The sequence below is a fragment of the Sphingobium subterraneum genome, from assembly GCF_014199435.1.
Taxonomy (GTDB): Bacteria; Pseudomonadota; Alphaproteobacteria; order Sphingomonadales; family Sphingomonadaceae; genus Sphingobium; species Sphingobium subterraneum.
Map to the genome: position 1 here is coordinate 16,140 of NZ_JACIJP010000007.1, position 24,022 is coordinate 40,161.

The 24,022-nt window shown below is 62.1% G+C and carries 30 protein-coding genes and 1 pseudogene; 10 read left to right on the forward strand and 21 right to left on the reverse strand.

The annotated features are described in order from the left end of the window. The first annotated feature begins 131 nt into the window (after positions 1-131). The 3 genes from FHS92_RS15845 to FHS92_RS15855 all read left to right on the forward strand — a co-directional run bounded on the left by FHS92_RS15845 (position 132) and on the right by FHS92_RS15855 (position 1,697). The gene (locus tag FHS92_RS15845) at positions 132-689 is read left to right on the forward strand and encodes a hypothetical protein (protein WP_184081729.1); all 558 of its coding nucleotides are present in this window, start codon (positions 132-134) and stop codon (positions 687-689) included. 68 nt (positions 690-757) lie between these two features. After that, a complete protein-coding gene (locus tag FHS92_RS15850) occupies positions 758-1,120 on the forward strand; it encodes an antitoxin Xre/MbcA/ParS toxin-binding domain-containing protein (RefSeq protein WP_145075440.1) in 363 nt (120 codons plus the stop codon). Between the two features lie 16 nt (positions 1,121-1,136). Further along, the gene (locus FHS92_RS15855; RefSeq protein WP_221231116.1) at positions 1,137-1,697 is read left to right on the forward strand and encodes an RES family NAD+ phosphorylase; all 561 of its coding nucleotides are present in this window, start codon (positions 1,137-1,139) and stop codon (positions 1,695-1,697) included. A 161-nt stretch (positions 1,698-1,858) separates the two neighbouring features. Here the strand turns inward: FHS92_RS15855 and FHS92_RS15860 are convergent, their stop codons facing one another. From FHS92_RS15860 to FHS92_RS18595, 4 genes are read right to left on the reverse strand one after another with little or no spacing between them, the layout of a single operon-like run. After that, positions 1,859-2,128 (reverse strand): hypothetical protein, encoded by a 270-nt coding sequence (locus tag FHS92_RS15860; protein ID WP_184081730.1) that lies wholly within the window; start codon positions 2,126-2,128, stop codon positions 1,859-1,861. A 49-nt stretch (positions 2,129-2,177) separates the two neighbouring features. Next, positions 2,178-3,224: a nucleotidyl transferase AbiEii/AbiGii toxin family protein gene (locus FHS92_RS15865; protein WP_184081731.1), complete on the reverse strand. Its 1,047-nt coding sequence runs from the start codon at positions 3,222-3,224 to the stop codon at positions 2,178-2,180. Beyond that, positions 3,217-3,825, reverse strand: a complete 609-nt coding sequence (locus FHS92_RS15870; protein ID WP_184081732.1) for a DUF6088 family protein — start codon at positions 3,823-3,825, stop codon at positions 3,217-3,219. Before FHS92_RS15870 ends, FHS92_RS15865 begins: the two co-directional genes overlap by 8 nt. Positions 3,826-3,866: 41 nt before the next feature. Further along, positions 3,867-3,995: a hypothetical protein gene (locus FHS92_RS18595; protein WP_275229495.1), complete on the reverse strand. Its 129-nt coding sequence runs from the start codon at positions 3,993-3,995 to the stop codon at positions 3,867-3,869. Positions 3,996-4,610: 615 nt separating this feature from the next. On the opposite strand from FHS92_RS18595, the gene FHS92_RS15875 reads away from it, so the two are divergent. Together FHS92_RS15875 and FHS92_RS15880 are read left to right on the forward strand one after the other, a co-directional pair. Beyond that, complete coding sequence (locus FHS92_RS15875; RefSeq protein WP_184081733.1) at positions 4,611-5,654, forward strand: DUF2493 domain-containing protein; 1,044 nt, start codon at positions 4,611-4,613, stop codon at positions 5,652-5,654. Positions 5,655-6,088: 434 nt separating this feature from the next. Then, a complete protein-coding gene (locus FHS92_RS15880; RefSeq protein ID WP_184081734.1) occupies positions 6,089-6,400 on the forward strand; it encodes a hypothetical protein in 312 nt (103 codons plus the stop codon). A 160-nt stretch (positions 6,401-6,560) separates the two neighbouring features. Here FHS92_RS15880 and FHS92_RS18430 read toward each other — a convergent pair whose 3' ends face one another. Next, complete coding sequence (locus FHS92_RS18430; protein WP_246352063.1) at positions 6,561-6,977, reverse strand: hypothetical protein; 417 nt, start codon at positions 6,975-6,977, stop codon at positions 6,561-6,563. A 283-nt stretch (positions 6,978-7,260) separates the two neighbouring features. Between FHS92_RS18430 and FHS92_RS15890 the strand changes: the two genes are divergently transcribed. Beyond that, positions 7,261-7,551: a CopG family transcriptional regulator gene (locus FHS92_RS15890; protein WP_184081735.1), complete on the forward strand. Its 291-nt coding sequence runs from the start codon at positions 7,261-7,263 to the stop codon at positions 7,549-7,551. Next, on the forward strand, positions 7,538-9,571 hold the full coding sequence (locus tag FHS92_RS15895; protein ID WP_246352064.1) for a type IV secretion system DNA-binding domain-containing protein: 2,034 nt from the start codon (positions 7,538-7,540) through the stop codon (positions 9,569-9,571). Before FHS92_RS15890 ends, FHS92_RS15895 begins: the two co-directional genes overlap by 14 nt. Here the strand turns inward: FHS92_RS15895 and FHS92_RS15900 are convergent. From FHS92_RS15900 to FHS92_RS15940, 9 genes and pseudogenes are all read right to left on the reverse strand, one after another. After that, positions 9,487-9,798 (reverse strand): annotated as a pseudogene (locus FHS92_RS15900) (conjugal transfer protein TraH); the annotation flags it as partial. The gene FHS92_RS15895 and the pseudogene FHS92_RS15900 sit on opposite strands and share 85 nt — an antisense overlap. Then, positions 9,798-10,592 (reverse strand): conjugal transfer protein TraF, encoded by a 795-nt coding sequence (gene traF / locus FHS92_RS15905; protein WP_425506260.1) that lies wholly within the window; start codon positions 10,590-10,592, stop codon positions 9,798-9,800. The pseudogene FHS92_RS15900 and the gene traF, both read right to left, overlap by 1 nt. Before the next feature lie 14 nt (positions 10,593-10,606). Next, positions 10,607-10,972 carry a hypothetical protein gene (locus FHS92_RS15910; protein ID WP_184081737.1) on the reverse strand — a complete coding sequence of 122 codons (366 nt, stop codon included), beginning with the start codon at positions 10,970-10,972 and terminating at the stop codon, positions 10,607-10,609. 8 nt (positions 10,973-10,980) lie between these two features. Then, on the reverse strand, positions 10,981-13,116 hold the full coding sequence (locus FHS92_RS15915) for a conjugal transfer protein TraN (protein WP_184081738.1): 2,136 nt from the start codon (positions 13,114-13,116) through the stop codon (positions 10,981-10,983). 2 nt (positions 13,117-13,118) lie between these two features. Next, on the reverse strand, positions 13,119-14,546 hold the full coding sequence (locus FHS92_RS15920) for a TrbC family F-type conjugative pilus assembly protein (protein ID WP_184081739.1): 1,428 nt from the start codon (positions 14,544-14,546) through the stop codon (positions 13,119-13,121). Next, positions 14,546-15,340, reverse strand: a complete 795-nt coding sequence (locus tag FHS92_RS15925) for a TraK domain-containing protein (protein WP_184081779.1) — start codon at positions 15,338-15,340, stop codon at positions 14,546-14,548. The genes FHS92_RS15920 and FHS92_RS15925 overlap by 1 nt, the downstream gene beginning before the upstream one ends. Beyond that, positions 15,340-15,912 (reverse strand): type IV conjugative transfer system protein TraE, encoded by a 573-nt coding sequence (locus FHS92_RS15930; protein ID WP_184081740.1) that lies wholly within the window; start codon positions 15,910-15,912, stop codon positions 15,340-15,342. Before FHS92_RS15930 ends, FHS92_RS15925 begins: the two co-directional genes overlap by 1 nt. A 1-nt stretch (position 15,913) precedes the next feature. After that, a complete protein-coding gene (gene traL, locus FHS92_RS15935) occupies positions 15,914-16,198 on the reverse strand; it encodes a type IV conjugative transfer system protein TraL (protein ID WP_019054103.1) in 285 nt (94 codons plus the stop codon). Positions 16,199-16,267: 69 nt separating this feature from the next. Then, positions 16,268-16,582: a hypothetical protein gene (locus tag FHS92_RS15940; RefSeq protein ID WP_184081741.1), complete on the reverse strand. Its 315-nt coding sequence runs from the start codon at positions 16,580-16,582 to the stop codon at positions 16,268-16,270. 268 nt (positions 16,583-16,850) lie between these two features. Here FHS92_RS15940 and FHS92_RS15945 point away from each other — a divergent pair, with 268 nt between their 5' ends. The 3 genes from FHS92_RS15945 (at position 16,851) to FHS92_RS15955 (ending at position 18,173) form a co-directional block, all read left to right on the forward strand. Continuing rightward, a complete protein-coding gene (locus FHS92_RS15945) occupies positions 16,851-17,288 on the forward strand; it encodes a hypothetical protein (protein ID WP_343056752.1) in 438 nt (145 codons plus the stop codon). Positions 17,289-17,379: 91 nt separating this feature from the next. Continuing rightward, positions 17,380-17,901 carry a hypothetical protein gene (locus FHS92_RS15950; protein ID WP_184081742.1) on the forward strand — a complete coding sequence of 174 codons (522 nt, stop codon included), beginning with the start codon at positions 17,380-17,382 and terminating at the stop codon, positions 17,899-17,901. After that, complete coding sequence (locus FHS92_RS15955; RefSeq protein WP_184081743.1) at positions 17,898-18,173, forward strand: hypothetical protein; 276 nt, start codon at positions 17,898-17,900, stop codon at positions 18,171-18,173. Before FHS92_RS15950 ends, FHS92_RS15955 begins: the two co-directional genes overlap by 4 nt. Here the strand turns inward: FHS92_RS15955 and FHS92_RS15960 are convergent. From FHS92_RS15960 to FHS92_RS15985, 7 genes are all read right to left on the reverse strand, one after another. Continuing rightward, entirely contained in the window at positions 18,140-18,880 is a 741-nt protein-coding gene (locus tag FHS92_RS15960) for a lytic transglycosylase domain-containing protein (RefSeq protein WP_184081744.1), read from the reverse strand. The two genes, FHS92_RS15955 and FHS92_RS15960, sit on opposite strands and share 34 nt — an antisense overlap. Before the next feature lie 278 nt (positions 18,881-19,158). Continuing rightward, positions 19,159-19,281 carry a hypothetical protein gene (locus FHS92_RS18600; protein ID WP_281377836.1) on the reverse strand — a complete coding sequence of 41 codons (123 nt, stop codon included), beginning with the start codon at positions 19,279-19,281 and terminating at the stop codon, positions 19,159-19,161. Position 19,282: 1 nt separating this feature from the next. Further along, complete coding sequence (locus FHS92_RS15965; protein WP_246352066.1) at positions 19,283-20,161, reverse strand: universal stress protein; 879 nt, start codon at positions 20,159-20,161, stop codon at positions 19,283-19,285. A gap of 34 nt (positions 20,162-20,195) precedes the next feature. Beyond that, a complete protein-coding gene (locus tag FHS92_RS15970; protein WP_184081745.1) occupies positions 20,196-20,408 on the reverse strand; it encodes a zf-TFIIB domain-containing protein in 213 nt (70 codons plus the stop codon). Positions 20,409-20,840: 432 nt separating this feature from the next. Beyond that, positions 20,841-21,767 carry a cation diffusion facilitator family transporter gene (locus tag FHS92_RS15975; RefSeq protein WP_184081782.1) on the reverse strand — a complete coding sequence of 309 codons (927 nt, stop codon included), beginning with the start codon at positions 21,765-21,767 and terminating at the stop codon, positions 20,841-20,843. Positions 21,768-21,769: 2 nt separating this feature from the next. Beyond that, positions 21,770-23,680, reverse strand: a complete 1,911-nt coding sequence (locus FHS92_RS15980) for a heavy metal translocating P-type ATPase (RefSeq protein WP_184081746.1) — start codon at positions 23,678-23,680, stop codon at positions 21,770-21,772. 31 nt (positions 23,681-23,711) lie between these two features. Beyond that, positions 23,712-24,011, reverse strand: a complete 300-nt coding sequence (locus FHS92_RS15985; RefSeq protein WP_184081747.1) for a TFIIB-type zinc ribbon-containing protein — start codon at positions 24,009-24,011, stop codon at positions 23,712-23,714. Positions 24,012-24,022: the final 11 nt, after the last annotated feature.

A 24,022-nucleotide genomic window follows, 5' to 3' on the forward strand; every position in this document is an offset into this window, starting at 1 on the left:
ATCGAATTGGCTGACGATGCAGGTCCCGAATGTTCTGATGCGGTGCCAGGCAAAGTGTCACGGGCGACAAACGACATGGCCTGAACGAAAGGGGATTCACAGGATTCACCTTTTGTGCTCAATACTGATTCATGGAGCAACAGACACCGATCACTGGCGTTGGCGACATTTACGCGGTGCTGGCCGAAGTTTCGAGCCGGCCGCGCTACGCTTTCCTGGTTCTCCAACTCGTATCCGAAGCCGCCGACGGGCGAGGGCAGTCCGGTCCCTTCGTTGCCCGAGATGGAAAGCCCGCACTCCTGCGCGATTGGCTCTGCACCCAGCTGCTTCCTTTGAGCGAACAGCAGGGCCGCCGCGCGGCGCTGCGCGCCCGCGTTGCAGCCTCGCTCAGGCATGAACTCTCCGGCGATGAGGCCCGCGATGCCGCTCAGATTGACCAGGCAGTCGAGGAGCAGGTCCTGGCCGTGGGCCGCGCCAATGTCAGCCGCGCGATCTCGGATCTGGCGCGTGCGGGTCTGGTCACACGGCACTACGCTGGCTACGCCACCAACCACCGCAATCGCGGCGGCGGGCGCCATGCGGTCTACGTGGTGAACCCGGCGGTCCTGAAACTGCTGCGTCGGCCTGCGCTAATGATCGGCGCGGTTCGAGCGTCCGGTACGGGTCAGGGCGAACTGTTCGCAGCCTGACGTCCAGCTTGACAATTTTCGGAGAACGCCGCATATAATGACCTAAATATTGGCATATGGTGAGGCAAATGGCGAGCGCGGCATTTTTGAGCGAAGTCTCCGGCGACAAGGGCGTCTCAGTCGACAGGCTGTCGGCGGCGCTTCATATCACCAAGTCTGAACTGGCGCTCGCCGCGGGACTGTCACGCGATGCCGTCTCGAAGGCCGCCCGCAGCAACAGCATCGCCACCCAGTCGCGGCTGCGTGAAATGAGCGAAATCATCAACCGGGTCATTCCCTGGGCGGGTAGTGAACTTGCCGCCTATGCCTGGTACCGATCGCAGCCGCTGCCGTCCTTCGGCGATGCCACGGCGGAAGAGCTTGTCCGTCAGGGACAGGGCGAGAAGGTTCGCACCTATCTTGGCCGGATTGCCGCCGGCGGCTTTGCCTGATCTTTGGGCCTGATCTTTGAGCCAGATTTCGAAATCGGCTCTGCCGTTCACCCGGTTCGACGGCCTGGTCTATCGGGCGCATCATCCGGCGTGGGCTTATGATCCGGAATCGGGCGAAGGCGCGAAGCTTCACGGCGGCCGCTTCAACCGCGTCGGCACGGCGTGCTTCTATGCGGCGCTCAGCCTCGAAACCGCCTGGCTCGAGGCTCAGCAAGGGTTCGCCTTCAAGGCGCAGCCCCTGACGATCTGCAGCTACCGCGCCGATCTTTTGGAAATTCTCGACCTGACCAGCCCTGACGTGCGGGATGCAGCGCAGGTCACCTTGGCGCAGCTCAGCTGCGCCTGGGAGCGTCTTGCCGGAGACCGCAAGTCCGTTCCGACCTGGGAACTGGCCGATCGGCTCATTGCCGCCGGCTGCGCCGGCGTGATCGTGCCAAGCTTCGCTTCGCGAGCTACGGTCGATGACCGCAATCTGGTGCTGTGGTCCTGGAGCCGCGAGGCCCCGCATCGTCTTGAAGTGATCGACGACGAGCAGCGATTGCCGCGCGACCAGTCATCGTGGCCTGACAATGCGTGATTCATCTAAGCCATTGATTTAACATAAGATATATTATCAATCTTGAATTATCGCGCCAAATAGAGATGTCATCGCCCGCCTTGGGCGGACTGATTATCCTACAGATCGCGCTGATTGCCCGAATGTGGGATAAGCCTGAGGCTGGCGTTTCCGAGGCTCGATCAACCCGCTGCGGTATCGTTTGCTTGGTCCAGCAGGTCCATGAACGTGCGCGCCGCATCGCGGTCGCGCTCGTCCTTGAAGGCGACGTCGAGGTCCGGCGCCGAACCCAGCATGTAGAGCAGCGACCAAATCGCAAACCTGCGGCCCTTGTCGGCTTCAAGGCCAAACTCGACCTGCATCCGTTCGATACCGCTGGCCATCGCTGCGGGCGAAACCGCACCGAGATCATCGGTCCCGAAGAAGCGCCGCATCTGGTCGTCGAATTCCATCCGAGGCATCTCCTGATTTTTCTTATCGCCTTGCCGGTGCCCTTGCGGGCTAGCTGGCCGCATTGATCCGCCCCTCGATATCCGCGAGGCGGGACACCAGTTCTTCGAAGGCCGGCGGTTCCTCCATGAACATTTCCGCCATGGCGGCGTAGTCCGCCGCCAGTTCCTCGCGCATTGCTTCGGTGACCGAGAGCCGCAGTGTTCCGAGCTGCGCCGTTCCATAGGAGGCCTTGGCATCAGCGAAGAGCAGGCTCTTGTTCCTGACGACCTGCTCCAGCAGCACACGCTCGGTCAGCGCCCGTTCCGTGACGCCGGCAGCATCGAGCATGAACACATCGTAGAAGTGCCGCGACAAACCTGGCCGCAATTTGCCGCTGTGGTGCAGCGCATGCAGGATCGTCGCCTTCTCCCAGTAGGTCCTTTCGAGCGCAAGCGTTGGCATGGCAGTCACCGCATCGGGTACTTCGCCCGGAAAGTCCTCGGCGACATAGGGCAGGATGTCCCGCTGCTCGAATGGCTCGGGGTCGCCCCTTGCCCCAAACTCGAGCTTGATCCGCGGCTGCACGTAGCCGGTACGCCCGCCATAAGTATTGCCATAGTCGAGACCGTAGCCCGAGGATACCGGGTAGTTGAAGAGGACGGTCTGCCGATCCTTGTCATCGGGATCGGCCTCAATGCTCCAACCATCACGGGTGCCCAGGGCTGCCTCGATCGCTTGCGCGAGCGTCGGCAGGAGGATCGTCCCAACCCAGTCTTGCGCGGCAGCGCCGAGCGCCTTGCCGCGCCGTTCGCGCTCCTTGCCGCTGATGTCGCTCGCCATCGGCGAAGCAACCTCGCCGAGCAGCGGCGCTGCGCGATTGATGGTGAGATCGATGTCCTCTGAAAACCGTTTGATGATCCCGAATGCTTTTGAGAGCGAGGTCCCGCCCTTGAAGGTCAGGACCTTGGCCAGCTCGGGTACGCCCATCAGCCGGCGCAGGGTCCAGCACACCCAGAAGTCCTTCTCGACGATGAGCGGCGTGAGATCGCGGCGTGCGGCTGCTTCGGCAAAGAACGCCCGCCGCTCTTCGGCAGGCCGCCGGGCAAATTCATCCATGGTGCACCGCCCCGATCTTCAGCACGACATCGCCCATCCACCCCGGCATCTGCGCGCGGCCCTTGAGCAACGTCTGCACGTCCTTGTCATCGAGCCGCGCGGCAAGCTGCGAAATCGCATCAGCATTGATGTTGTCGCGCCCCAGTCCAGCCAGGTACTGGACCACGCCGTTGGCAACCTCCGAGGCATTGCCCAGCACTGGTGCGCGGCTGTGCTTCAGCGTGACGCTTCGGCCAGCGGCCTGGCGCACGCGGGTTCGTCCTGTCGTCGCATAGCTCGTCCTGGCAGGTACTTGCGTTGACAGGCCAAGCCTGTTCGCCGCTGCCGCTGCCGAGGGCGCGAGCCGGTCGCCGCTTTGCGCCGATACGGCCTGCGCGATCATCTCGGCATCGGGTGTCAACGCACCCAGCTTGTCGTGCAACTGCGGATAGTCGTAGAGGCCGCGCCCGATCCGGCGAATCTCCCCAGCCTGCGCTAGGCGCGACAGTGCCATGTCGACCGAGCCGCGTGTGCCGAAGTCGATGAAATGCTTGGGGGTGAATACCCACCCCCTCCCCTTCGCGCGAACGCGCTTCATGATCTTGTCGGCCATGGCGGACATGATTCGAGTGCTCCTTTCGTTAGAAACTAGCACACATATTTCTAACAAACCATATCCCCGTGAAAGGGTTTTTGATGACCATCATGATCATCGCCATCGCTTGCCTGCTGATCATCAACGTTGGCGCTTCTGGCATTGGTGATGCCGATGATCGGCAGGGTGCCAGACATCGCCGGTCAGAAGTGAAGGAGCGGCCCCGTCAAGATTGCCGCACTCGGTCCCGCGCGCCTTGCTGGCGCGCTCCTGCGGGTGCGGGGTTTCCTGCATTGGGCCGCCGGCACTCTTGCCTTCGCCTCCGTCGCCGTCCCGCGCCCGTGCGATGCACCAGACCACGGGCCGACTGACTGTCTCCGACAAGGGGTCCGTCATTTGTTGCTGGCTCCGCCGACCACGGCGCAGCCAGCGCGCGCCGCGACGACCCACCAACATTCTTCGGCCACGGCAATCAAGCGGGGCGCAGAGGACATGGCGTTTTGCGGTTAACCCCGAACGCCCAAATGGGGTTCGGGGGCAAAACCGTAATCTCTCTCTCATCTCGGTGGCTGAGCGAAATCAGCATCGCCATAGCATGACGCCTGGGAGATTGGCGGCCGTCAAGGATCGCGGGTGCCCCCCGATTTTGGCCTGCTGCGGCTACCGCCTTGCGAGCAAAAATCGGCTCCCCCCACGCCCGCTACTCGCGGCGGCAGCGCGTGCGCGCCGCCGTCCCTGACTGCCTGACTCCGGCGTCCTTCAAGGCTCACTTTCATCAGCCTGATGAGAGACAATTCCTTTTGGAGGTTATCATGACGGACCGTTTCTCGAACTTCGCCGACCTTGCCGAACATTATGCGCGCGAAATCGCCACTCCCGACTATGCCGCCGCATTCATGGAGCAGACCGAGCTTGCCAAGCTCTCGATCGAACATGAACCGAGCGCTGCCGAAATGCCCGATCCGGATGTGGCGCAGGCGGCAATCGAGATGATGCTGGCAACGGTGTTCGACCTGTTCCGCGATACCCGGATGGAGGACATGGCAAGCGAGGTCGCCTGGGGCATCGCCAACAGCTTCCATGTCGTCGCCAAGCGGCTCGACACCAGAGAGGATTCGATGGCGAACCGGCTGCAGGAAAAGCTGCGCGAATATGATCCTTCGGAGGTCTATGCGACCGATCTGGAAGACCTCACCATGCAGGCCCGCAGCCTGGCCGAGTGCCGCGATGCGATGGAATGCATGCGCGATCATGCCGCGAAGATCTACCTCGTGGAGACCGGCCGTCCCTTCTCACCGGTGCGCGGCTCGCGGGTGTCGTCCAAGACCAATGCCTCGATGATCGAAGCGCGCGATTACCTTGCCGCACAAAAGGCGCAGCGGCGCGAGCAGTTTGCGCCCACGGGCCCGGTTGTGGTGTTCTCGGGCGGGCAGCAGTTCACCGACATTGCTCAGGTTGAAGACTACCTCAATGCAATCCGGACGCGCATCCCTTCGATGGTGCTGGCAACGACCGCACAGAACAAGGGCGCTGACGTGATCGCGGCAGCCTGGGCATCGAGCAAGAACGTCCCCGTCATCCTGTGCAAGCCCGATGCGTCGCGAGGTCCTTCGGCGCCCTACCAACGCAATGCGCGCATGCTCAGCTTCAAACCGGTCGAGGCGGTGGTGTGCAGCGGCGGCGGCATCCAGGCGAACCTCGCCGACCGGCTGCGCGAGGCGCGCGTGCCGATGCACATCGTGCGCGAGGCCGGTGTCCCGAACGAGGCTCCCCCAGCCCGGTCAAAAGCACCGGCTCAGGCAGAACGCGGCGGTGCAAAGCGCACGGTCAATGGTGACGATCTCCCGCCGTTTTGAGCGGGAGACAACGTGATCCGACTTTACCGAAGGGTGTCCGGTCTAACCGCCGGATGCCCTTCTTTTTTGTCGATTGGAACGCCCCTGGTCTGCCCCGGCTCGCTCGCTGGGCCCCGGGTGACGGCCTGTCGGCCTGCCCGGTTCCCAGCCTTCGCATCGGCCGGGCGGCAGGCCAGCACTTGGACCCACCGGCGGTGCGGACCAACAGGGGTTAAAACTCTCGCAGAATTCCAAGCATGATGACCGCCATTGGCCCGCGTCAAGAAGGGCGGTTCCCCCAATTTTTCTTGCCACTCCGGCTGCGCCTACGCTCCAGAAAAATCGGCACCCCCACCCCCGCTTCGCGGCGGGCCGCGGGCGGCCCGTTCCTGACCCGGGCCAAGCTCGGTCATCGTTTCGGAGGCCTCTTCAATGATTTTGACAGGAGGCTTCCCATGAACGCTCTTACGACCGCACTCGACATCCCGGCTTTCGATCCCATCAGCTATGACGCCGCACTGCGCGCCGCCACTGTCCGGGCCCAGCACAGCTTCTTCGACCAGCACGTTATCGAGGACGACGAGGGCTGCTTCGTCGCCATCGACGAGGGCGACTACAATGCGCTGCCCCAGAACCTGATCGACCGGATCGTCCATACGGTGCCAGGCATGATGGCCGATGATTTCGACGAGGCGAACATCGCCCGCGCCGCAAGTTTCATGAGCGTGGTAATGGATCCCGAATGGGACGCGGACTGCCCGTTCTGACATGCAGAAACATCGCACAGCGCCGGAGGGCTCCTCAGGGGCTCTCCGGCCCCTTTTTTGCTCCGGTTCATAAAGCGCAGCCGGGGCCCCCTCGACTGCCTGCGGATGCAGGCAGTAATTTTGGGAACCCCGGCTGTGCTGGTCTCTTGCGAGACCGGTTTCAGCTTTTCGCCAAGCGCTTTTCCGCTTCGGCCAGGCCGAGCTTTCCGAGTGCGGCGAAGAAGCCTTCAACCCGCTCGAACGGTGCCTTGCCGAGTGCCGATTTTCTCAGCAGTTCGGCCATGGCATGCTGCTCGCTTTCCCGCAGCTTCGCTTCGCGCGCTTCCAGCGCGTTTCGCTCCCTTGCGATTGCCTGTCGTTCCGCTTCAAGACTTCCTTTCCTGGCCATGATGATACCTCTTGGGTTGGCGCTGAAACCTCCCGGCAGAAGCATCACAACGCCAACGCCGGTTGGCAAGTCCTCTTGTTCAAACCATCTGTAATTTGCCGTGGCCTGCGAAGCATAGATTGCTGCTGCTGCGCCTAGAGACTGGCACTGAAGGCCCGATCCTCGATCCTGAAAAAACCAGCAATCCAACGCGAACCAAGTTGCATCGGATCAAGGGGTAAAGGTGCAGACCGTACACTGCACCGCATTAGGAGAAATTGGCAGAACTTCGCGCGTATACAGCAATGCCATTCCTGTATCACAATGTGTGATAATTGCTGAACACAATTGGGGGCGACGCAATTGCGCCATTTTGCGCGTAATACATTTGAATACGGCAGGCACCGGCTCCCCCTTCCCTTGCCAAGCCATCGGCGATGGCCTAAAACATCCAGGCGCAATCTCCACCGGGCCCTTTTCGAAGGGTTTGGTGATGACAGAAACAGTCCTGATTTCGGTCCGGCTTCCCGGACCCGTTGCCGAGGCGGCCAATGCCGCTGCGGTCTCGCGCAGTATCTCCCGATCGAAGCTTCTGCGAATCGCCATCGAGCGCTTCATCGATGACCTTTGCGGTTCATCCGAGCAGGATCGCCGGCGTCAGTTCTCGTCCGAGTATACCTTCCTCGCCCTCGACCTCATCGTCCAGCGCGAATACCCCGAGGTGCACACCGAACTTCTGACCGAAGCCGAGCGGCGCATGGAGGCCTTTCATGGCGGGGCCTGACACCTGGTCCGACCGCGCCCGGCCGGGCAAGCTACAGCACCATTCGGCGCGCGGGACCATGCCGCGCAATGCCGGTGATTTCACCCGCGGATCGCAGCTCATCACCCATGAATTCCTGATGTGGTTTGCCTCCGCGCGCCTGCCTTTCATGGTTTGGTTTTCTACCTTCCTCCTCGTGCTCTCGGTCGCGCTCGCGCTGCGTCTCCACGAACATGAAGTGCAGATGATACTCATGCGGATCTATGCAGCCGGATGGGGGTTCATGGAGTTCAATCCCGGCAAGGTCATCAACCTCACCCTGCCCTCTGGCGAAGTGATCCCGGCGCCGATTTCGATGGTCGCCTCACACCCCGATGTTGCCATCGCCTGGAACCGGATGATGCGCGCGGTCTGGGGCTCGCTGTTCATCTCGCTGTTCCTCGCCGTACCGCTCGCCATCTGGTTCGTCGACTTCTCGAAGCGGCGCGGCAAGTCGATCCTTGAAGAGCGTCACCAGCGCGGCGCGATGCTGGTCGACGGCGTAGAGCTGGCAGCCGTCATCAATGCCCACAACCGGGCTGCGCTCGACCAGGAAATCGCCGAGCGGCTTCCCGACATGAGCTTCGACGAGGTTATGGCGATGCCGCTTGCCCCGCGTAAAGCGGCCGGCATTCACCACGCCTATTCGCTCGCCGGGGTCGCCTTCCCCTGGCGCACCGAACAGTCGCATACGATGATGATTGGCTCGACCGGGACCGGCAAGACCACCCAGATGCGCGCGCTGATTGCCCAGATGCGGGTGCGCCGCGATCGCGCCGTCGTCTTCGACCTCACCGGTGCCTACGTCGAGGCGTTCTACAATCCCCAGACCGACGTGATCCTCAACCCGATGGACGAGCGCTGCCCGTCCTGGTCGGTGTTCGGCGAGGCGAAGAACCATGCCGACTTTACCGGTATCGCCGCGGCCCTTTTGCCCGCCGATGGCGGCGGGGCAGAGCCGTTCTGGATGCTCGCTGCCCGCACGCTGTTTGTCGAGACCTGCATCAAGCTCATCAAGGATGGCCAGGCGACCAACCAGGCGCTCGCCAGCCGGTTGATGATGGCGGATCTCAAGGAGGTCCACAAGATGCTCGAAAACACCGTCGCCGATCCCCTGACTGCGCCTGAAGCGGCCAAGATGGCGGAGTCGATCCGGGCCGTGTTCAACACCAATGCCCAAGCTCTGCGCTTCCTGCCCGAGGGCAAGGAGCCCTTCTCGATACAAGCGTGGATCTGCAACGATGACAAGCCGGGCAGCATCCTGTTTATCACCTCCTCGCACAACGAACTCGTCCTCAACCGCGCACTGCTCTCGCTTTGGATGAACCTGGCAGTGCACACGCTGATGCGCCTGCCGCGCACGCGCTCGTTGCGCACCTGGTTCTTCTTCGACGAGGTCCATGCGCTGCACCGCCTGCCTGCAATCGAGGACGGCTTGCAGACCGCACGGGGATTCGGCGGAGCCTTCGTTCTCGGCATCCATTCCTTCGCCAAATTGTCGGAGACCTACGGCAAGGAAGGCGCGCAGAACCTATCTTCGCTGGCGCGCACCAAGCTCATTTTGGCCGCCGCTGATCGCGATACCGCTGAGCATTGTTCGGACTACATCGGCCACCGCGAGGTGCGAATGATGGATGAGGCCTACAGTTACGGCTATTCCAACATCCGCGATGCCGCGACAATTACCCCGCGCTCGGAAGTCCAGCCTCTGGTCCTGCCCGACGATATCATGAAACTGCCCTCGCTGCGCGGGTTCCTGGTATTCCCCGAGGGCTTCGATGCCGCGCGGATCAAGCTCACCTACAAGGACTACCCGGCGGTCGCCGAGGGCTACATCCTGCGCGAGAATGTCGAGCCAATCGAGTTCGCGAAGCCCGCCAGCGACGACGATGCAGACGAAGAAGGTGGTGGCCGAGAGCCCGCACGCGCATGCGGCAGCTGGATGTTGAAGGGCTGGATGTTCTTCTGCGGAAACCGCGACCAGACCGCGCCACCCGAATAGTAACCCGCCGACTGGCCCTGGTAGGCGCTGGGCCCGGTGATGTTCCCCTGCACGCCCATGTCGGACATGAAGCTCTGCATCTCGCCTTCGACCCCGGCGAGTGCCGGGGTCGGGGAGGCAAGCACGACCGATCCGGCGAGCAGGGTGCCGAGCACCCGCTTCGAGCCACCGGTAAGCCGGGTCAGGAACTTCACTGCGGAGCGGTGGGAGGCACGAGATTTGCGCATCAGTAGTCACTCCCCGCCGCAACCTGGGTCAGCTGGAACACCCGGTCCATGATCTCGTCCTGGCTGAGGATGCCGTAGCCGATCGGCATGGGCTGCTTGGTCACGCTGTCGAACAGGACGAGGGCAGGCACCTGCCGGTCGGCGCCCATGCCAAGGCGCTCGTATTGGCCGCTATCGACCATGTAGCCCGGGAAGACAGCCGAGGGGCCGCCGTCCATCGAGACGGCGAGCACAGAGAGACCGTATTTGTCGCTGACGGCTTTGAGGATCGGCGAGAAGATGTCGCAGGCCCCGCAGCTCGAGGCGTAGAAGTAGAATACCCCGTAACGCTGCGAGAGCTGGGCCATGACCAGGTCGCGGTCGGTCTTGCGCTGGTCGATCCACGCGCGCTTGCCAAGCGTCGAGACCGGGCGCTGCAACGTGTAGTCGAGCCCGGGATCCTGCCACAGTGCGCGCTGCCAGACGTCGGCGAACATCGAGGAGCGATCAAGCTGCTCACGCTGGAAGCGGACATAGGCAGTGACGTTCACTGGGCTCGGCTCGAGGATCGCGCGCGCCTTAAGCTCCTCAAGACTGGTGCTGATCGCGGCCAGGCGATCCCGCGCCGATACCTGCGGTGCGGCGTCGGTCCGAGACGTCTCTTTCGGCTTCTCGCAGTAGAACCACGTGCCGAGCTGGCGCTCCTTGCAGTAGAGCGCGTCCTCTTGTCTCTCGACTTCCACGCCATCTCCGTCCGCTGCGATGGCGGGCGTGATGGATGTTACCAGCACTGCCGCGCATGCGGCGAGGGTCATGGTGCGATGAAGAATCATAATTCGTTCCTCTCGAATTCCTTGATCAGCGACAGGAAGACCGCGACGTCGAGCAGGCGTCGCCCAGCGTCGAGCATCCGCACCATGGCGGCGTAGAAGCCGCGCAGGGCCTCGATGCCCTCCTCGCCGATTGTGTAGGTGCCCGCGGCGCAGTGCACCCAGCCCCTGGCCCTGAGCGCAGTCAGTGCCGGCCCGAGCGCGGCACTGCGCACCGGCTTGCCGAGCCAGGCCGAGACCGCATGGGCAAGATCGCGTGGCGACATGGCCCCGCCGCGGGTCAGCGCCATGCCGACCAGAAACTCGACCACCGTCATGTCGGCGGCGATGCCGCGCTTGCCGAGGGTGACGATGTCGTCATCCATCGCCCGGCTCACGGCTTATTCGCGGCGTAGTAATCCGCGATTTTCTGCTGGATCGAGACGAGGGCAGCAGCCTCGTCGGGGAGCTTGGCGGCTTCCATGAAGTCGGCGTAGACTTCGGAGAAATCCATCACCGACAAGTCGAGTTGCTGGAACTCGAAGATCGAGAAGCCCTCGCAGGTCTCGGTCTTGGGCTTGCCCCAGGGTTTGCCGATCTGCGGGCGGCCCTGCTCCTGCAGGATGCGGCTGATCTTCGACTGGAAGCAGCAATAGACGTCCTTCTTGGTGACGCAGATGCCCAGGAAGCTTGAGGAACAATAGGTGCCGACCTTGTGGCAGAGCCCGGCATCGTCCTTCTCGTCGAGCAGCTTTTCGGCAGAGCTGCACAGCCAGGGGGTTAAAAGCGGAATGCCCTTGCCCGAACAGCAGTTCGAGAGCCCGAAGACCTTGTGCGAGCAGCTCTCGCGCGTTCCCCGAAACAGGGTGAGCGCGGCTTCGTCGAACTCGGCATTGGCTTGGCCGAGCGCGTTGAGCGCAACGGCGGCATCCTTGAACTCGTCGGAGGCCTCGCGCTCCACCGCCTCGCACTCGCCGTTCACGCAGTAGACGTCGCCGCCGCAGATATACTGGGTGGGTTCCTGGACCGTGCCCGGGATCGGGCAGGTGTAAACGCGCTCGAGCACGTCGCAGGTGCCATCACCGCGCGGCGGATCGTCGAGGCAGATCTCGCGCGCCAGGCTGCAGCCCGCAGTCGCCTCGAGCGTGCCGCAATCGTTACCGCCGCCTACCACGGTCTGGCATTGGTATGTTTTGGTCACTTCCCAGCACGGCCTGGTGACCGCGACGCCGCCGATGACCCGTGTCTCGCCCGCTGCTGTGCATTGCTCGCTGGCGAAAGTGCAGGAACCAAGGTCGATGGCGCAGGCGTTGTCGGTCCAGGTTTCAACGAACCATTTCGAAATCGAACTCTCTGCCGTCATCCCCGCAATGTTCGCGGTACAGACGTAGACCTCTTCGGGCGCTGCGGGTTCGAGGCAGGTGAGATAGCCGCCTCCGAAAGGGTCGCCGATGAAATCCCAGGCCTTGCACAGCGAGCGCTCGGCCAGGCCCGCAGCGGTGGCGCTGGTGGCCGTGCAGCTGGCATTGGAGGCAATCGACCCGCATTGCTGCAGGCCGGTCAGGTATTGCAGCGGCGTGCCGGTGACGGGATCGAAAGTCAGGGCATCGGTGATGCCTTGCGTGTTGCAGCGATAGACATTGCTCACGACCTGAAATGCGCCCGCAGGCGGCGGTTTAGGCAGCGTGCCCATCAGATAGACGTTGGGGTCGCTGACCGGGCTGTCGCAGTCGTAATAGTCGACCGTCAGGCCATATTCGGGAACCGGATAGCTCGCGGTCTTGCGGCACATGGCGTTGCCGGCAAGCGATGCGCAGCCATCGAAACCAGAGCCTGTGACGCAAAGGTACTGGTAGAGCGTGTCGTTCCATTCCGCGACCGACAGGCTGCGGGTGCAGGTTCGCGGCTGCTCGACCACGCTTGACCCCACATGGCAGGTCCATTCGGCCACATTGGGCGTGCCCGAGCCCGGTGGCAGCGGGGTGCAGGAGCCGGTCGAGCCGTCGGCGCTCATGCCATCGAGATAGGCGTTCGGATCGGCCGCGATCGCGGTGGCGCGCGCGAGATCGCTGCGGGTGACATCGACCGTAGGGCGGGTCGTCGAATTGGCGGTCTGGTAGGCCTCGCTGTTCCAGCCCGCCACCGCGCCGTCGGTCTGCATGGCTTCGGGGTTGGTGTAATAGCTCGTCTGGCCTGGATAGGAGTCCTGGTAGCCCGGGATCTGCCCGGCTGCACCCGGTGCCTGAGTCAGCCCCTCGTAGGCGCCGCGCAGGGCGCTTCCCGTCGTCCGCGCCTCGGCCTTGGCCTCGTCCGGGGTCATGGTGCTCGGCGCGGAAGGGGGTGGCGGTGCAGGCAGAGCGATGCCAGGGTCGATGGCGGAGGGGAGGACAGGCAGGTCTTCGATCAGATCGTCGGGCGGCGGGATATAGACTTGGGCGTTTGCCGGCCCGGCCGCGAGGGCCGCGCCGAGCAGCAGCAGGGCTGGCGCGAGCCGGGACCAGGCTGGCCCAGGGAGGGCGCGCGGCTGCATGGTCAGTCCCGCTTGCGCATGTTGGCGAGCGCGACGCCGGCGACACCGGCACCCGGCCCGCGTGCCGAAGCAAAGCTCTCGAGCGCGTATTCGACCGTGACATTACCACTCATGCGGTCGTGTTCGGGCGCGGCGCTCGAACAATCGAACCCGTCGCACAGCTCGTATTCGCGGCCCGTCACCATGAAGGTCGGCGCGGCGGTGACCTTGAAGGCGCGGAACAGCCGCGGGTCGATCGCGATATGGGCTTCCTGCGCCTGGTCGGTGACCACGCGCTTCAGCCCTTCGACAAAGGCCTTGGTGCTGCCATTCGGAAATCCCCGGAAGGCCTGGCCGACGAGCGCGCCTTCGCGGCTCACCACTCGGCCCCGCACCCCGGTCTTGCCGCCGAAGGCGATGAAGCCCTTGACGTCGGAGACCGCGTAGCGCCCGCCCGGCTGCGGGCAGGTCATGCGCTGAAGCTTGACGTAGACCTTCTCCGAGGAAAGGTCGGCGCGCGCCGCGCCATTGACGAGGCAGCCCGCTATATTGGTCGTGAGCAGCCGCCCGTTTTCGTAGACCGAGCGTGCGGGTCCAGTGATGCGCAGCACCACCGGCAAGGGATCGGTCTGGCTCTCGACCCCGGCATTGGCATCGACTCCGACGATCACTTTGGCGACCGCGATCGAATTGGGCGGCAGGTAGTTCGCGCTGTCGGTAAATACCGTATTGCCCTTGGGCACAGGCGTGCCCGTCCCGCTCGCGCCTTCGCTGAATGATACGAGGCTCACTTCGTTGCCGCGCATCACCGGAAGGCCTGCTGCCGAGGCTGCCGCCTGTCCGGCCGGTGTCGTCGGCACCGGTCCTCCGACACGCGGCGCGCCGGCAACCTGGTAGCTTGGCGGGCTGGTGCGCCCGTAGAGCGCGTTCGGCCCGGCATTGGCACCGACAGGTGATTGCCGCGCTGCATTGAGGGCAGCGCGCAGCTGCTCGTTTTCAGCCTGGTAGGCCGACAACACGCGTTCGGTATCGGAGGAAATGGCCCCGCCCTGGCCCCCGCCTGCGCCTTGTGCGCTCGCCAGTTGCTGCTCGAGTTGGTCGGCGCGCTCGGCTCGGGCGGCGAGCGCGCGCATGTTCGAGTTCATCGACATCATCTGCGCTTCGGACTGCGCACGCCACTCCTTCTCGGCCATGTTCTTGTTGACCATCTCATCGACCGATACGCCTTCGGCGGCCTCCTTGACCTCGGAGTCGCTCGCCTTGCCGCTATCGTCGAAGATATAGAGCGACCCCATTACCAGCGCCGCGGCGCCGGCCGAGCCCAGGAGCAGCATCTGCTTTTTTTTCACCGTCTCGTTGGCGGCGATCGCATCACCGAGCGGCGAGGCGTCTTCGTCGCTACCCGCATCGAGCGCCTTGGGCTTCTTCTGGAATATCCTGCGCAAATCCATCACCGGCCTCCATTTGCCTGGATGAGGTAGACGGCCGTTTCCTGGCCTGCGGCGAGCTCGCTCACCGGCGTCATGAAAGCGACGGCGCCGCGTGCTGCGAGCATGTTCTCGTTGAGGACCTGGGCATCGCGGCCGCTGTTGCGCACGCGAAGGATCAGGCCCTTGAGATCCGCGCCGCGGTATTCGCCGACCTGCTGGACTTCGAGTTTGCCGACCGTGACCGGTTCGAGCACCGACTGACGGATGTCGAAACCGTCCAGCACTTCGCTGCGGTACATGGCCTGGGCAAGCCGTACCGCCGCGTCTTCGGGCGAGGACCGCACTTCCCAGTCACGCGCCTGCTCGGCCTTGATCGCCGCATTGGCGATGAACACCTGCTCGGCGTCTTGCCCTCGCACCTGGCAGACAAACTTGTAGACGAAGCCCTTGCGGGTCGTGCCGAAGAACGAAAGGTTGGGCCGAACGAAGCCATCGGGCACCGAGATGTAGATATCGCCGCGCACCGGCTCGTTGACGACCTTGAAGTCCTCTGTGGGCACGCCGGTGGTGATCTTGGAAACCGAAGCAAACTGGTCGCCCGCGAGGCTGATCCGCGTCAGGTCCTTCGCCGAGGCCACGCATTGCACCGTGCCATTGTCGGCGGCCATGACGTTCTGGTCGGCAAGTGCGGGCGATGCCAGGCATAGTGTGCCCAAACAAATGAGTGCTGCTCCCAGCGGGCGCCCGGAAATCGTCAAGGGCCGTCCCGCCAGCACGGCGCCCGCGAAGCAAGCGCCCCATCCGAGCCCTGCCATCATGGCTGCTCTCCCTTTTTCTCAGCGTCTGTGACTCGGCCGAACCCGGCGAGCTTCAGCGACACTCCCGAGTAGCTCCACACGAAGCGGAAAGTGCGCGCCTCGGCGGTCACTTCCTTCGAGCCGACCACGGTGTGCAGCGTGCCATTGACCTCGCTCGTGAGATTGTCGGGATCGACGCTCAGCTTTTGGATCGTAAAGTACTGCGAGACGTTCGAGCCGCTCTGCTCACCCACCACCTTCATCAGCTCGGCCTTCATCCGACCGTGCGTCCTCGGATCGGTTATGCTGAGGATCGATTCCATCCAGTACTGGAGGTTTGACGGCGAGCGGTTCAATGTCAGCAGCGCCGCATCGCGCGTCACCAACTCGAGATAGTCCTTGTCGACCTGGCTCGAAGTCAGCGTCAGCGGTCGCGCCAGCACGGGTTGAAGCACCACCTCGCGATCGCGCTTTAGCGCGGTCAGCGTCAGCATCACCGAGACGCCGAACAAGACCAGACAAGAACTGGCCAGCAGGTTGCGCTGCTTCAGGAGCCGCTGCGATTGCTGGTGCGTGATCGAGAGGTCCATGTCAGCCCGCCATCAGTCGAAGATGTGAGGGCGGCGTCGCCTTCAGACCCATGAAGGCACCCGGCAGGTACCAGTAGGCCGTATGAATGATCCACGAAACGGCGCGTCCCGCCTTCAACTTGCGCAATCCCCACCAGGCCAGCACGCTTGAAATGAGCCCAATCAGAATATGTTGAGACAGGACGCCCCAGGCGAATGGCAGGATCATCGCGAGAAACTCATCAAGCGTCCAAAAGCCGATGAGCTCGGGATCATCGAGATGCGCCGGGACCGTGTATCTGTTCATGAGGCAACCCCGCCCTCGGGCCGGTCCGCGCTGAGCTTGTTGAGGCCCAAGCGGATCGGCAAACCCGGATCAGACCGTCGCGGTGACGGCGGCGGTGACGATCGGCACGCCCGTGCCCGCGCCGACACCGACTCCAACCGGGATCGCGACCTGGCCGAGGCTGAAGCGGCCCGAGGCGAGACCGACGATGCCGCCGGCGAGCGAAAGCACGGTGATGATCTTGCCGCCAGAACCTTCGAGGAAGCCGGTGAAGCTGGAGAGCGCCGTGTTGAAGGTCGTGTCGGCGCCCGCCATCGCAACTTCGCTTCCAAAAAGCGCAGCGACGGCGACCACCGCCGCTGCCTGCAGAAGTATCGCGCCCTTCCCTTTGAACTTGTCTTGCATCGCATCGTTCCCTTTTCCGAAACCGCCCGCATCATTCAGGGGCCTCTCAAAAGAATAGGGCGGCGCGCCGCTCGGCAATCAACGATTGGTTTCTTGCGCCATGCGGATCACGGAATTTACCGACGGAGGATTCAAAACCGCTATTGTTTGCCTATGAGGGGGAATCCGATTCCGATATCGGGAACTCGACTTGTTCGGTCGGGCAACTGTGATTCCCTTCTTCGGGGAATCTGGTTCCCGTCGTCGGGAAAAGTGACAGGCGAATCGGGTGCCGCAGGCACAGATTCGGAAATTTAACGTTTGTGCCCCATTATCGCGCCAACATGGAAAACCGGGCGCGAACTCAATGGCGAGTGGAACACGCAATATCCGGATGCTTTTGAGCCAGGATTGCTTCGATCTACTGGCCGATGCTATGTGCCAATTCTCCAAGAAATCCGCCAAATTCCAGAGCCTTCGCTCGACTGTGCAGCATGCCTGCGAACGAACGCGGTCGCTCGAATTTGACCGACATTACATCGACCGGTTCGTCTTCGAGCATCCAGTAGACGGCAGGGTCGCCGTCTGGCTCGAGGTGAAGCCCGACTGGATTGCCGACTATGATGAGATGCGCCAGAAAATCGCGCAAATCAGCGGGAAAACCGTGCACGACAAGGTAGTTATCCCGTTTGTCGTCCACCTCGCGCAGGTGAACCACCTTCTTTGATCCATTTTGGATTGTGTAGCCGCTACAAAGCTTTGGACTCTTGACACTCTATGGCATCCCATAGAGCAACCCTCTTGGGGAGGGACGAGCCATGCCGCACAGCACCGTGACACCCGATACCGTATTCAGACCGAGTCCGGCCTCGGGCCAAGAATCGGCATTCTCTTTCGGCGAGCCGCCACAGCGCCTCAGCGAGCAGCAGCAATACAAACGGCTGATCGATGCGGAAGCCGCCCGGCAGGGGATCCCGCTCGCTCACTTGGCTGATCGCCTTCACATGCACCGGACCCGGTTGCACAAGGTGATCCGGCAAACCCGTGCGCTTAAAGACGAGCTGCGCGACAGGCTTTTTGCGGAGCTTGGCATCGATCATGTTCGGGCCAAGTTCAGCGTGGCACTCTTGCATGACTATACGGCCTACGGCGAACAGGCTGTGTTTCTGGCCTGCGAGGGCCTAAAGAGCTTCTATTGCGAAGTCGCCACGTGCCGCCGCGGCGAAATCCAGGTCGATCTGCGCCCCGCGATTATTCATGAGGCGCTGCGCAAGGCATACGAGATGCTTCTCTCGCATCAGGCCCGCGTGCTCGAGCATAATCGGACGCTGCAGGCATGAGACCCGAGGCAGCACAAGCCTGGACGCAGCTATACGCAGCAGTTGGTCTGCTGGCAGCGATCTGCGCGGTGTGTGCGCTGATCAAGACCGTCTACGAGGTGCGGAGCCACGCGGTTGAGTTTCGTTGCGCCACAACCCTGCAGAAGTTGCTTTGCCTGCCCCGCATCTGGTTGCACTTCCAGCTCAGCTACTTCTGCGGGTTTCCGTGCATTCTTGGCATCGCCCTGCTTTATGCACACTACATCGGATTTACGGCGTTCAATCCGTCGTAGCGGACCAATTCAACTCTCCGGTAGCCCGACGCATGCACGGCCACCATGGCCGCTTCACCGCGACTTGTTGCATCGCTGCCCCCGACACCCAATTGCGCCAAGCGTGCCCAATTGGTGGTGATCGTGCGAACATAGTTCCGGGTCTCAGGGATCGCTGGTACGTAGCCAGCGCTCAGCGATCGGCGTTCGGGGCCTGCATTGTAGGCGGCAAGCGCCAGGTCTACCCGGCCGAAGCGATCGAATTGCTGACGCAGGTAACGCGCGCCTGCCCGCATGTTAGAGACTGGATCGAACGGGTTTACGAGTCCAAGTAGTCGAGCGGTTCCCGGCATGATCTGCATGATGCCCATGGCACCAGCGGTGCTGATGGCCCAAGATTTGTAGCCGGATTCCTGCGCGATCACGGCGTCGAGCAGGTTGGTGGGGAGGCCAAACTCGCAGGCTATGGCCGAAACCTGATCAAAATACAGGGTCCTGCGACTTTCGACATCGCGTGAGAGCCACCACGCTGCAGCGTAGCGGGCGCCGTCGCAATGGTCGGAGGCCCAGGAACGGAAGTCGCTTTCGAAGCCAAGTTGTATTCCCGACTTGGTAATCGACGCTCTTGTTCGACTTTGTATCCAGTCCGGGATAGCGAAATTTCTCGTCGGCAGATCGCCGACATGATGACCAAACCCATTGAGTTCGAAGTGTGTCTGCATCGCCATTGCGATGCCTTCACCTGGAGGGCGAGCGCGCCAATCGGTATCCAGCTTTGCCTGCGTGCTGACGGAAGACCTTGAGAAGTCCAGTACATCGGCTTCCCGCGCAAAGGCACCGCAGCACCAAATTGCCGAGAGGCCGACACAGACCGTAAGTCTTAGTATCTTCACCGCACGCCTCCATTTGGCGTGCTGTCTTGATGGAATCGCGCTCTTCCCATGAGGGCGGCATTACGATGGTAAGTCAAGCCCCTAGTATCTCCGGTATCTCGACGAAAGGCCTATTATTTGCCAGTTCGCTCACCGACGGCCTGCAGGCCCCAAAGATCGACCTTGATGTTATCCAACAGTTGCTTTGGGGTAACGACCACGGTGACGCGCGCAAGAAGTGGGATGTTGTCAGACACATCAATACGCCATGAGCCAGGCCGTTTCGGTATTCTTTAACAATCTCTTGGTCACGCCTCCCAGTAGTCTCTCAGCGAATTCTCCACGGCTATAGATTCCGGCAACTATCAGGCTGGCGCCTTCCCGATGAACTTGGTCCACCAAATCCAGGTCAACTTCACCTTGAGTGCTCGGAATATGCCGGAAATCGCTCGTCACTCCATGACGTTGAATGTGCTCGCCGACCGCTTCCAGGCTGGTGATGGAAACTTCATCCCCTACACCTAAGATCGTCACTTTATTGGCGAGTTTAAGGATGGGCAGCGCTTCATGCAGAGCGCGGCGTGCTTGCGAGCAATCCTTCCATGCCACTAGCACATTGACAAAGCGCGCCTCCGCCATGTTCGTGCCCAGACGCAGGACGGGGGTGCCCGATCGCAAGGCAAGGTCGGCAGCGTCCGGCGAAGCGCACGTCTTGCTTTCAGATGCGCTGGTGATGAGCAGGTCTGCGGTCAACAGATGATCTCGCAGTGCAACATTCGGCTCAGCAATGCCAGAGCACCACTCGGCTTCAACCGCGTTGTCGCCAAAGACAGCGTCGAAAATGCTGCGCGCGGTATCCAACGCATCACTCATCTCCCGCTCCTGCAACTGAGCGGTTAGTGCGTTTCCAACCAGTGGACGCATGTCAGAATACTGCGGCCAAGCATAAGCAACCACTGATAGCCTCGCCCCGAATTCGAGAGCCATCTTTCTCGCAAATTCGAGCGTCTGCTGGATGTCCTTCTTGGGGCAAGCATCGACGACGATGTCACAATAGGTCATGATTCTTATGTCCACTTCCACCCGATAACCAAAATCCTGGCGGCCTCGACGTTCATTGCTGGAATCCCATTCCAATTGGTTATTCCGGCAATGGCGTCGAAGCGCGGAATCAAGGAGGTCCGAGCCTGCAGTCTAACTGCAACCCCCATCGCCGCCTTGTCTCGATTCGCAGCTCGATTTCTTCGAGTTCGCCGCAACCAAGCCATAGACCTTGGCATTGCGTACAAAGGTCGATCTCAATGCCGAGCCACACCGACGTAGTGAGCGCGATGCGGCAGACGGGACAGTGTTTAATCTGGGACGAATATAACGGTGAGCCCATTCTCGTTCCACTTCTTCTGGTCCGCCCGCTTCAGTCGATCAACCCGCAGGCCGTTACAGAACATTCGAGCCTCAATGCCATCACAAAAATAGGGCATCCCAAGACTTGGCGTGCTCAGTCTTTTGGTATGTTGAGTAGTGTCATTCATTAGGTATTGCGTGGTTTCATCCCTGCCTTGTTCGGTGAACGATTTGGTCCCTTGGACGCACGGATAGGTGATGAGCGGCGGCCTTGTCGTCGGAATGTTCACACCCCCCTCAGAATCCCTTTCGGTTTGATTGTCCGCCTACAAGCAGGTGATTGAAACTCAAAAATTCTGGCCGGAGGCGCGGCAGGGGCAGCGCAGCACCTCCGGCGGGGCCGCTCTTTCCGACATGTCCGGGGTCTCGCTTGGTGGAGACAATTTCCTTCCAACACGGGGGGCGGCCAATCTCAAGCATGGAGCGCAGCTTCATCATCACAGGGAACGGCTTCGGCCTGGATCGTCGAATGATGGATGCCAAACCTGCCCTCAAGCATCGCTGCGACTGCGGCGCGCGTTGCGAACGGCTCCGCGCCCGCAGCCAGGACCACATGTGCGGTCAGACTGGCATCGTCGCCAGCGACGGACCAGACATGAAGGTCGTGCGTGCTATCGACGCCGGCCACGTCATTGACCGCCTTTCGAATCTCTTCGAGGTCCATCCCGCTCGGCACACCTTGCAACAGGATGTGCGTCGTGTCCTTTAGCAGCATCCAGGTCCGAGGAAGCACCCACAGTCCTATGGCTATGGCGACGATGGCATCGATCCAGGTGAGCCTTGTGAAGTAGATAGCAACAGCCGCCCCAATAACGCCGAGCGAGCCCAACATGTCGGCCCAGACTTCGAGATAGGCGCCCTTTACATTGAGACTGCTATCTTTGCCGGCCACGAGCACGCGCATGGCCACGAAATTGGCAAGGAGTCCGAATGTTGCGACAACGAGCATACCGAGCGAGGCCACTGGCTCGGGGTCGATAAGCCGATTGATGCCTTCCCAAAGAATATAGCCCGCGACAGCAAAGAGCAGCAACGCGTTGAACGATGCGGCGAGAATTTCGAACCGGCGGTAGCCATAGGTGCGTTGCTTGTCGGCCGGCCTCTGCCCTACCTTGATTGCAACGAGCGCAATTGCAAGCGCGGCCGCATCGGTGAACATGTGCGCCGCATCGGAAAGCAGCGCGAGACTGTTGAAGACAAACGAGCCGACAAGCTCGGCAACGAGAAACGTGCTGGTGATCGCCAAGGCAATGGTCAGGTTTCTGCCATTCGCTCCCGCGCCGTGATTATGTCCTGGCGTTCCGTGTCCGGCGTCTGCGTGGCTGTGGCCTGAGCCCATGATCAAGCCCTTGTGTTGGCGGCATGACCTTCTGTCACCACCGTAGGCCGGAATGTCCAGAACAGCAGCAGCGCATTGAAGGTGACCAGAATTGTCGCCCCTGTATCGGCGATGATGGCGGTCCACAGATTGGTGATGCCGAACACGGCAAGCACCAGGAACACGAGTTTAAGCCCGACCGCGATGACAATGTTGGTGAGGATCGTGCTGCGGGTCTTGCGGGCCAGCCGGATGGCATCTGGGACGCCCCACAAACGATCCTTGAGCAGGCCGACATCGGCAGTCTCTATCGCGACATCGGTGCCGCCGCCCATGGCCAGGCCAAGCGTAGCGGTGGCAAGCGCGGGAGCATCGTTGACGCCGTCACCCACCATCAGGACCGGCGCTTCGGCCTTGAGGGCTTCGATCCGTTTGAGCTTGTCGGCTGGCATCAACTCGCCCTCGGCCTCCATCCCTAGCCCCTGCGCGACGGCCGTTGCCGTCCGCTGATTGTCGCCACTGAGCATTAGCGAGCGAATGCCAAGCGCATTAAGGGCGGCAATGGCGGGTTTGGCATCGTCGCGTGCTTCATCGCGAACCGCGATGTGACCCTGATATTTGCCGTCCACCAGCAGCACCGCGACCGTTTTGCCCGCGCGTTCGAGCGTATCGATGCTCGCTGCAACATCGGTATCGAGCGATCCCGCTGCGCGCGGGCTGAACAGCGCCACCTGCTTGCCGCCAACCATGCCCACCGCACCCTGACCCTGCTTTATCGTGACGTCCGTCGATTTGGGGATGGCTACTTTCAGCCGCTCTGCTTCTGTAACGATCGCCTTGGCGACTGGATGCGTCAATCCGGTCTCGATAGCCGCGGCCAGTTTGAGCGTGTCCTGGCCTGCGACATCGGTGACCACAGGATGTCCGCGCGTCAGCGTGCCGGTCTTGTCAAAGGCGGCGATGCCGATCTTGGCGAGCTGTTCCAGCGCTTCGCCGCTCTTGATCAAAATGCCGCTGCGTGCCGCAGTTGCGATGCCGGTGGCAATCGCGGCAGGCGTTGAAAGCACCAGCGCACAGGGGCAGGCAATCAGCAGCACCGTCAACGCGCGATAGGTCCAGGTTGCCCATTCGCCCCCAAAGGCCAGCGGTGGCACCAATGCGATCAGTGCCGCCAGGATGATCGCGGCAGGCGTGTACCAGCTGCTGAAATTGTCGATGAAGCGGGCGGTAGGTCCGGTCGACGCCTGAGCCTGCGCCACGAGATCACCGATCCTCGCTACCACGCTGTTCGATGCGTCCTTGGTCACTTCGACTTTCAGCGTGCCATCGCCGTTGATCGATCCGGCAAAGACATCCGCACCAACCGTCTTTTCCACGGGACGTGATTCTCCCGTGATCGCCGCTTCGTCGAGCGCGGAGCTGCCATTGATGATGCGGCCGTCGGCGGCGATTCGGTCTCCCGCCGAGACCAGCATGATCGCACCGATGTTGAGCGTTGTGACATCCACAGTGCGCCGCTCACCATCGACCTCGATGACGGCTTGCGATGGCAACAGCTTGGCCAGCGCGCTCAATCCGGAACGTGCTCGGGCCGCGGCAAAACCCTCAAGCAGTTCGCCCAGCGAGAACAGCGCCACCACGACAACGGCTTCGGCCCCGGCGTCGATCGGAATTGCGCCCAGCACCGCCACTGTTACCAGTGTTTCGATGCTGAACGGGCGGCCCTTCAGCGCCTTGGTGAATGCCGTTCGGGCGAAGGGCGCCACCGAAAGCACTGCGCCCACGCCGTAAGCCCACCGCGACCATTCGGGTTGCAACCACGAAACGCCATAGGCAATGCCGGCCACCAGGCAGGCGAACAGGAAAATGCGCAAGCCCGTTTCATCACCGCCGCCATGCGCGTGGCCGTCATCGTCACTGTGTTCAGACCCCATGCGCACTCTCCTTCGACCGGCCATCAGCCGATCAGTCGAACAACTCGGCGAGAAAACTCTTGCGGCGCTTGCCACCATGATGTCCCGACCGGCGATAATCGTCATAGCCGCGCTCGCCGTCTTCGGGACGAACACCGGCAGCAGGTGCCGATGCCGGCGGGGCAGCCCGTTCGGATCGCTCGATGATCTTGTCGAGTTCGCCCCGGTCGAGCCAGACCCCGCGGCATTGCGGGCAAAAGTCGATTTCGACTCCTTGTCGCTCCGACATTGAAAGCGGCACGCGGCATGCGGGGCAAAGCATGGCCTGTTGCGAAACTGTTGGCTGGTTCATGTTGCGTTTTC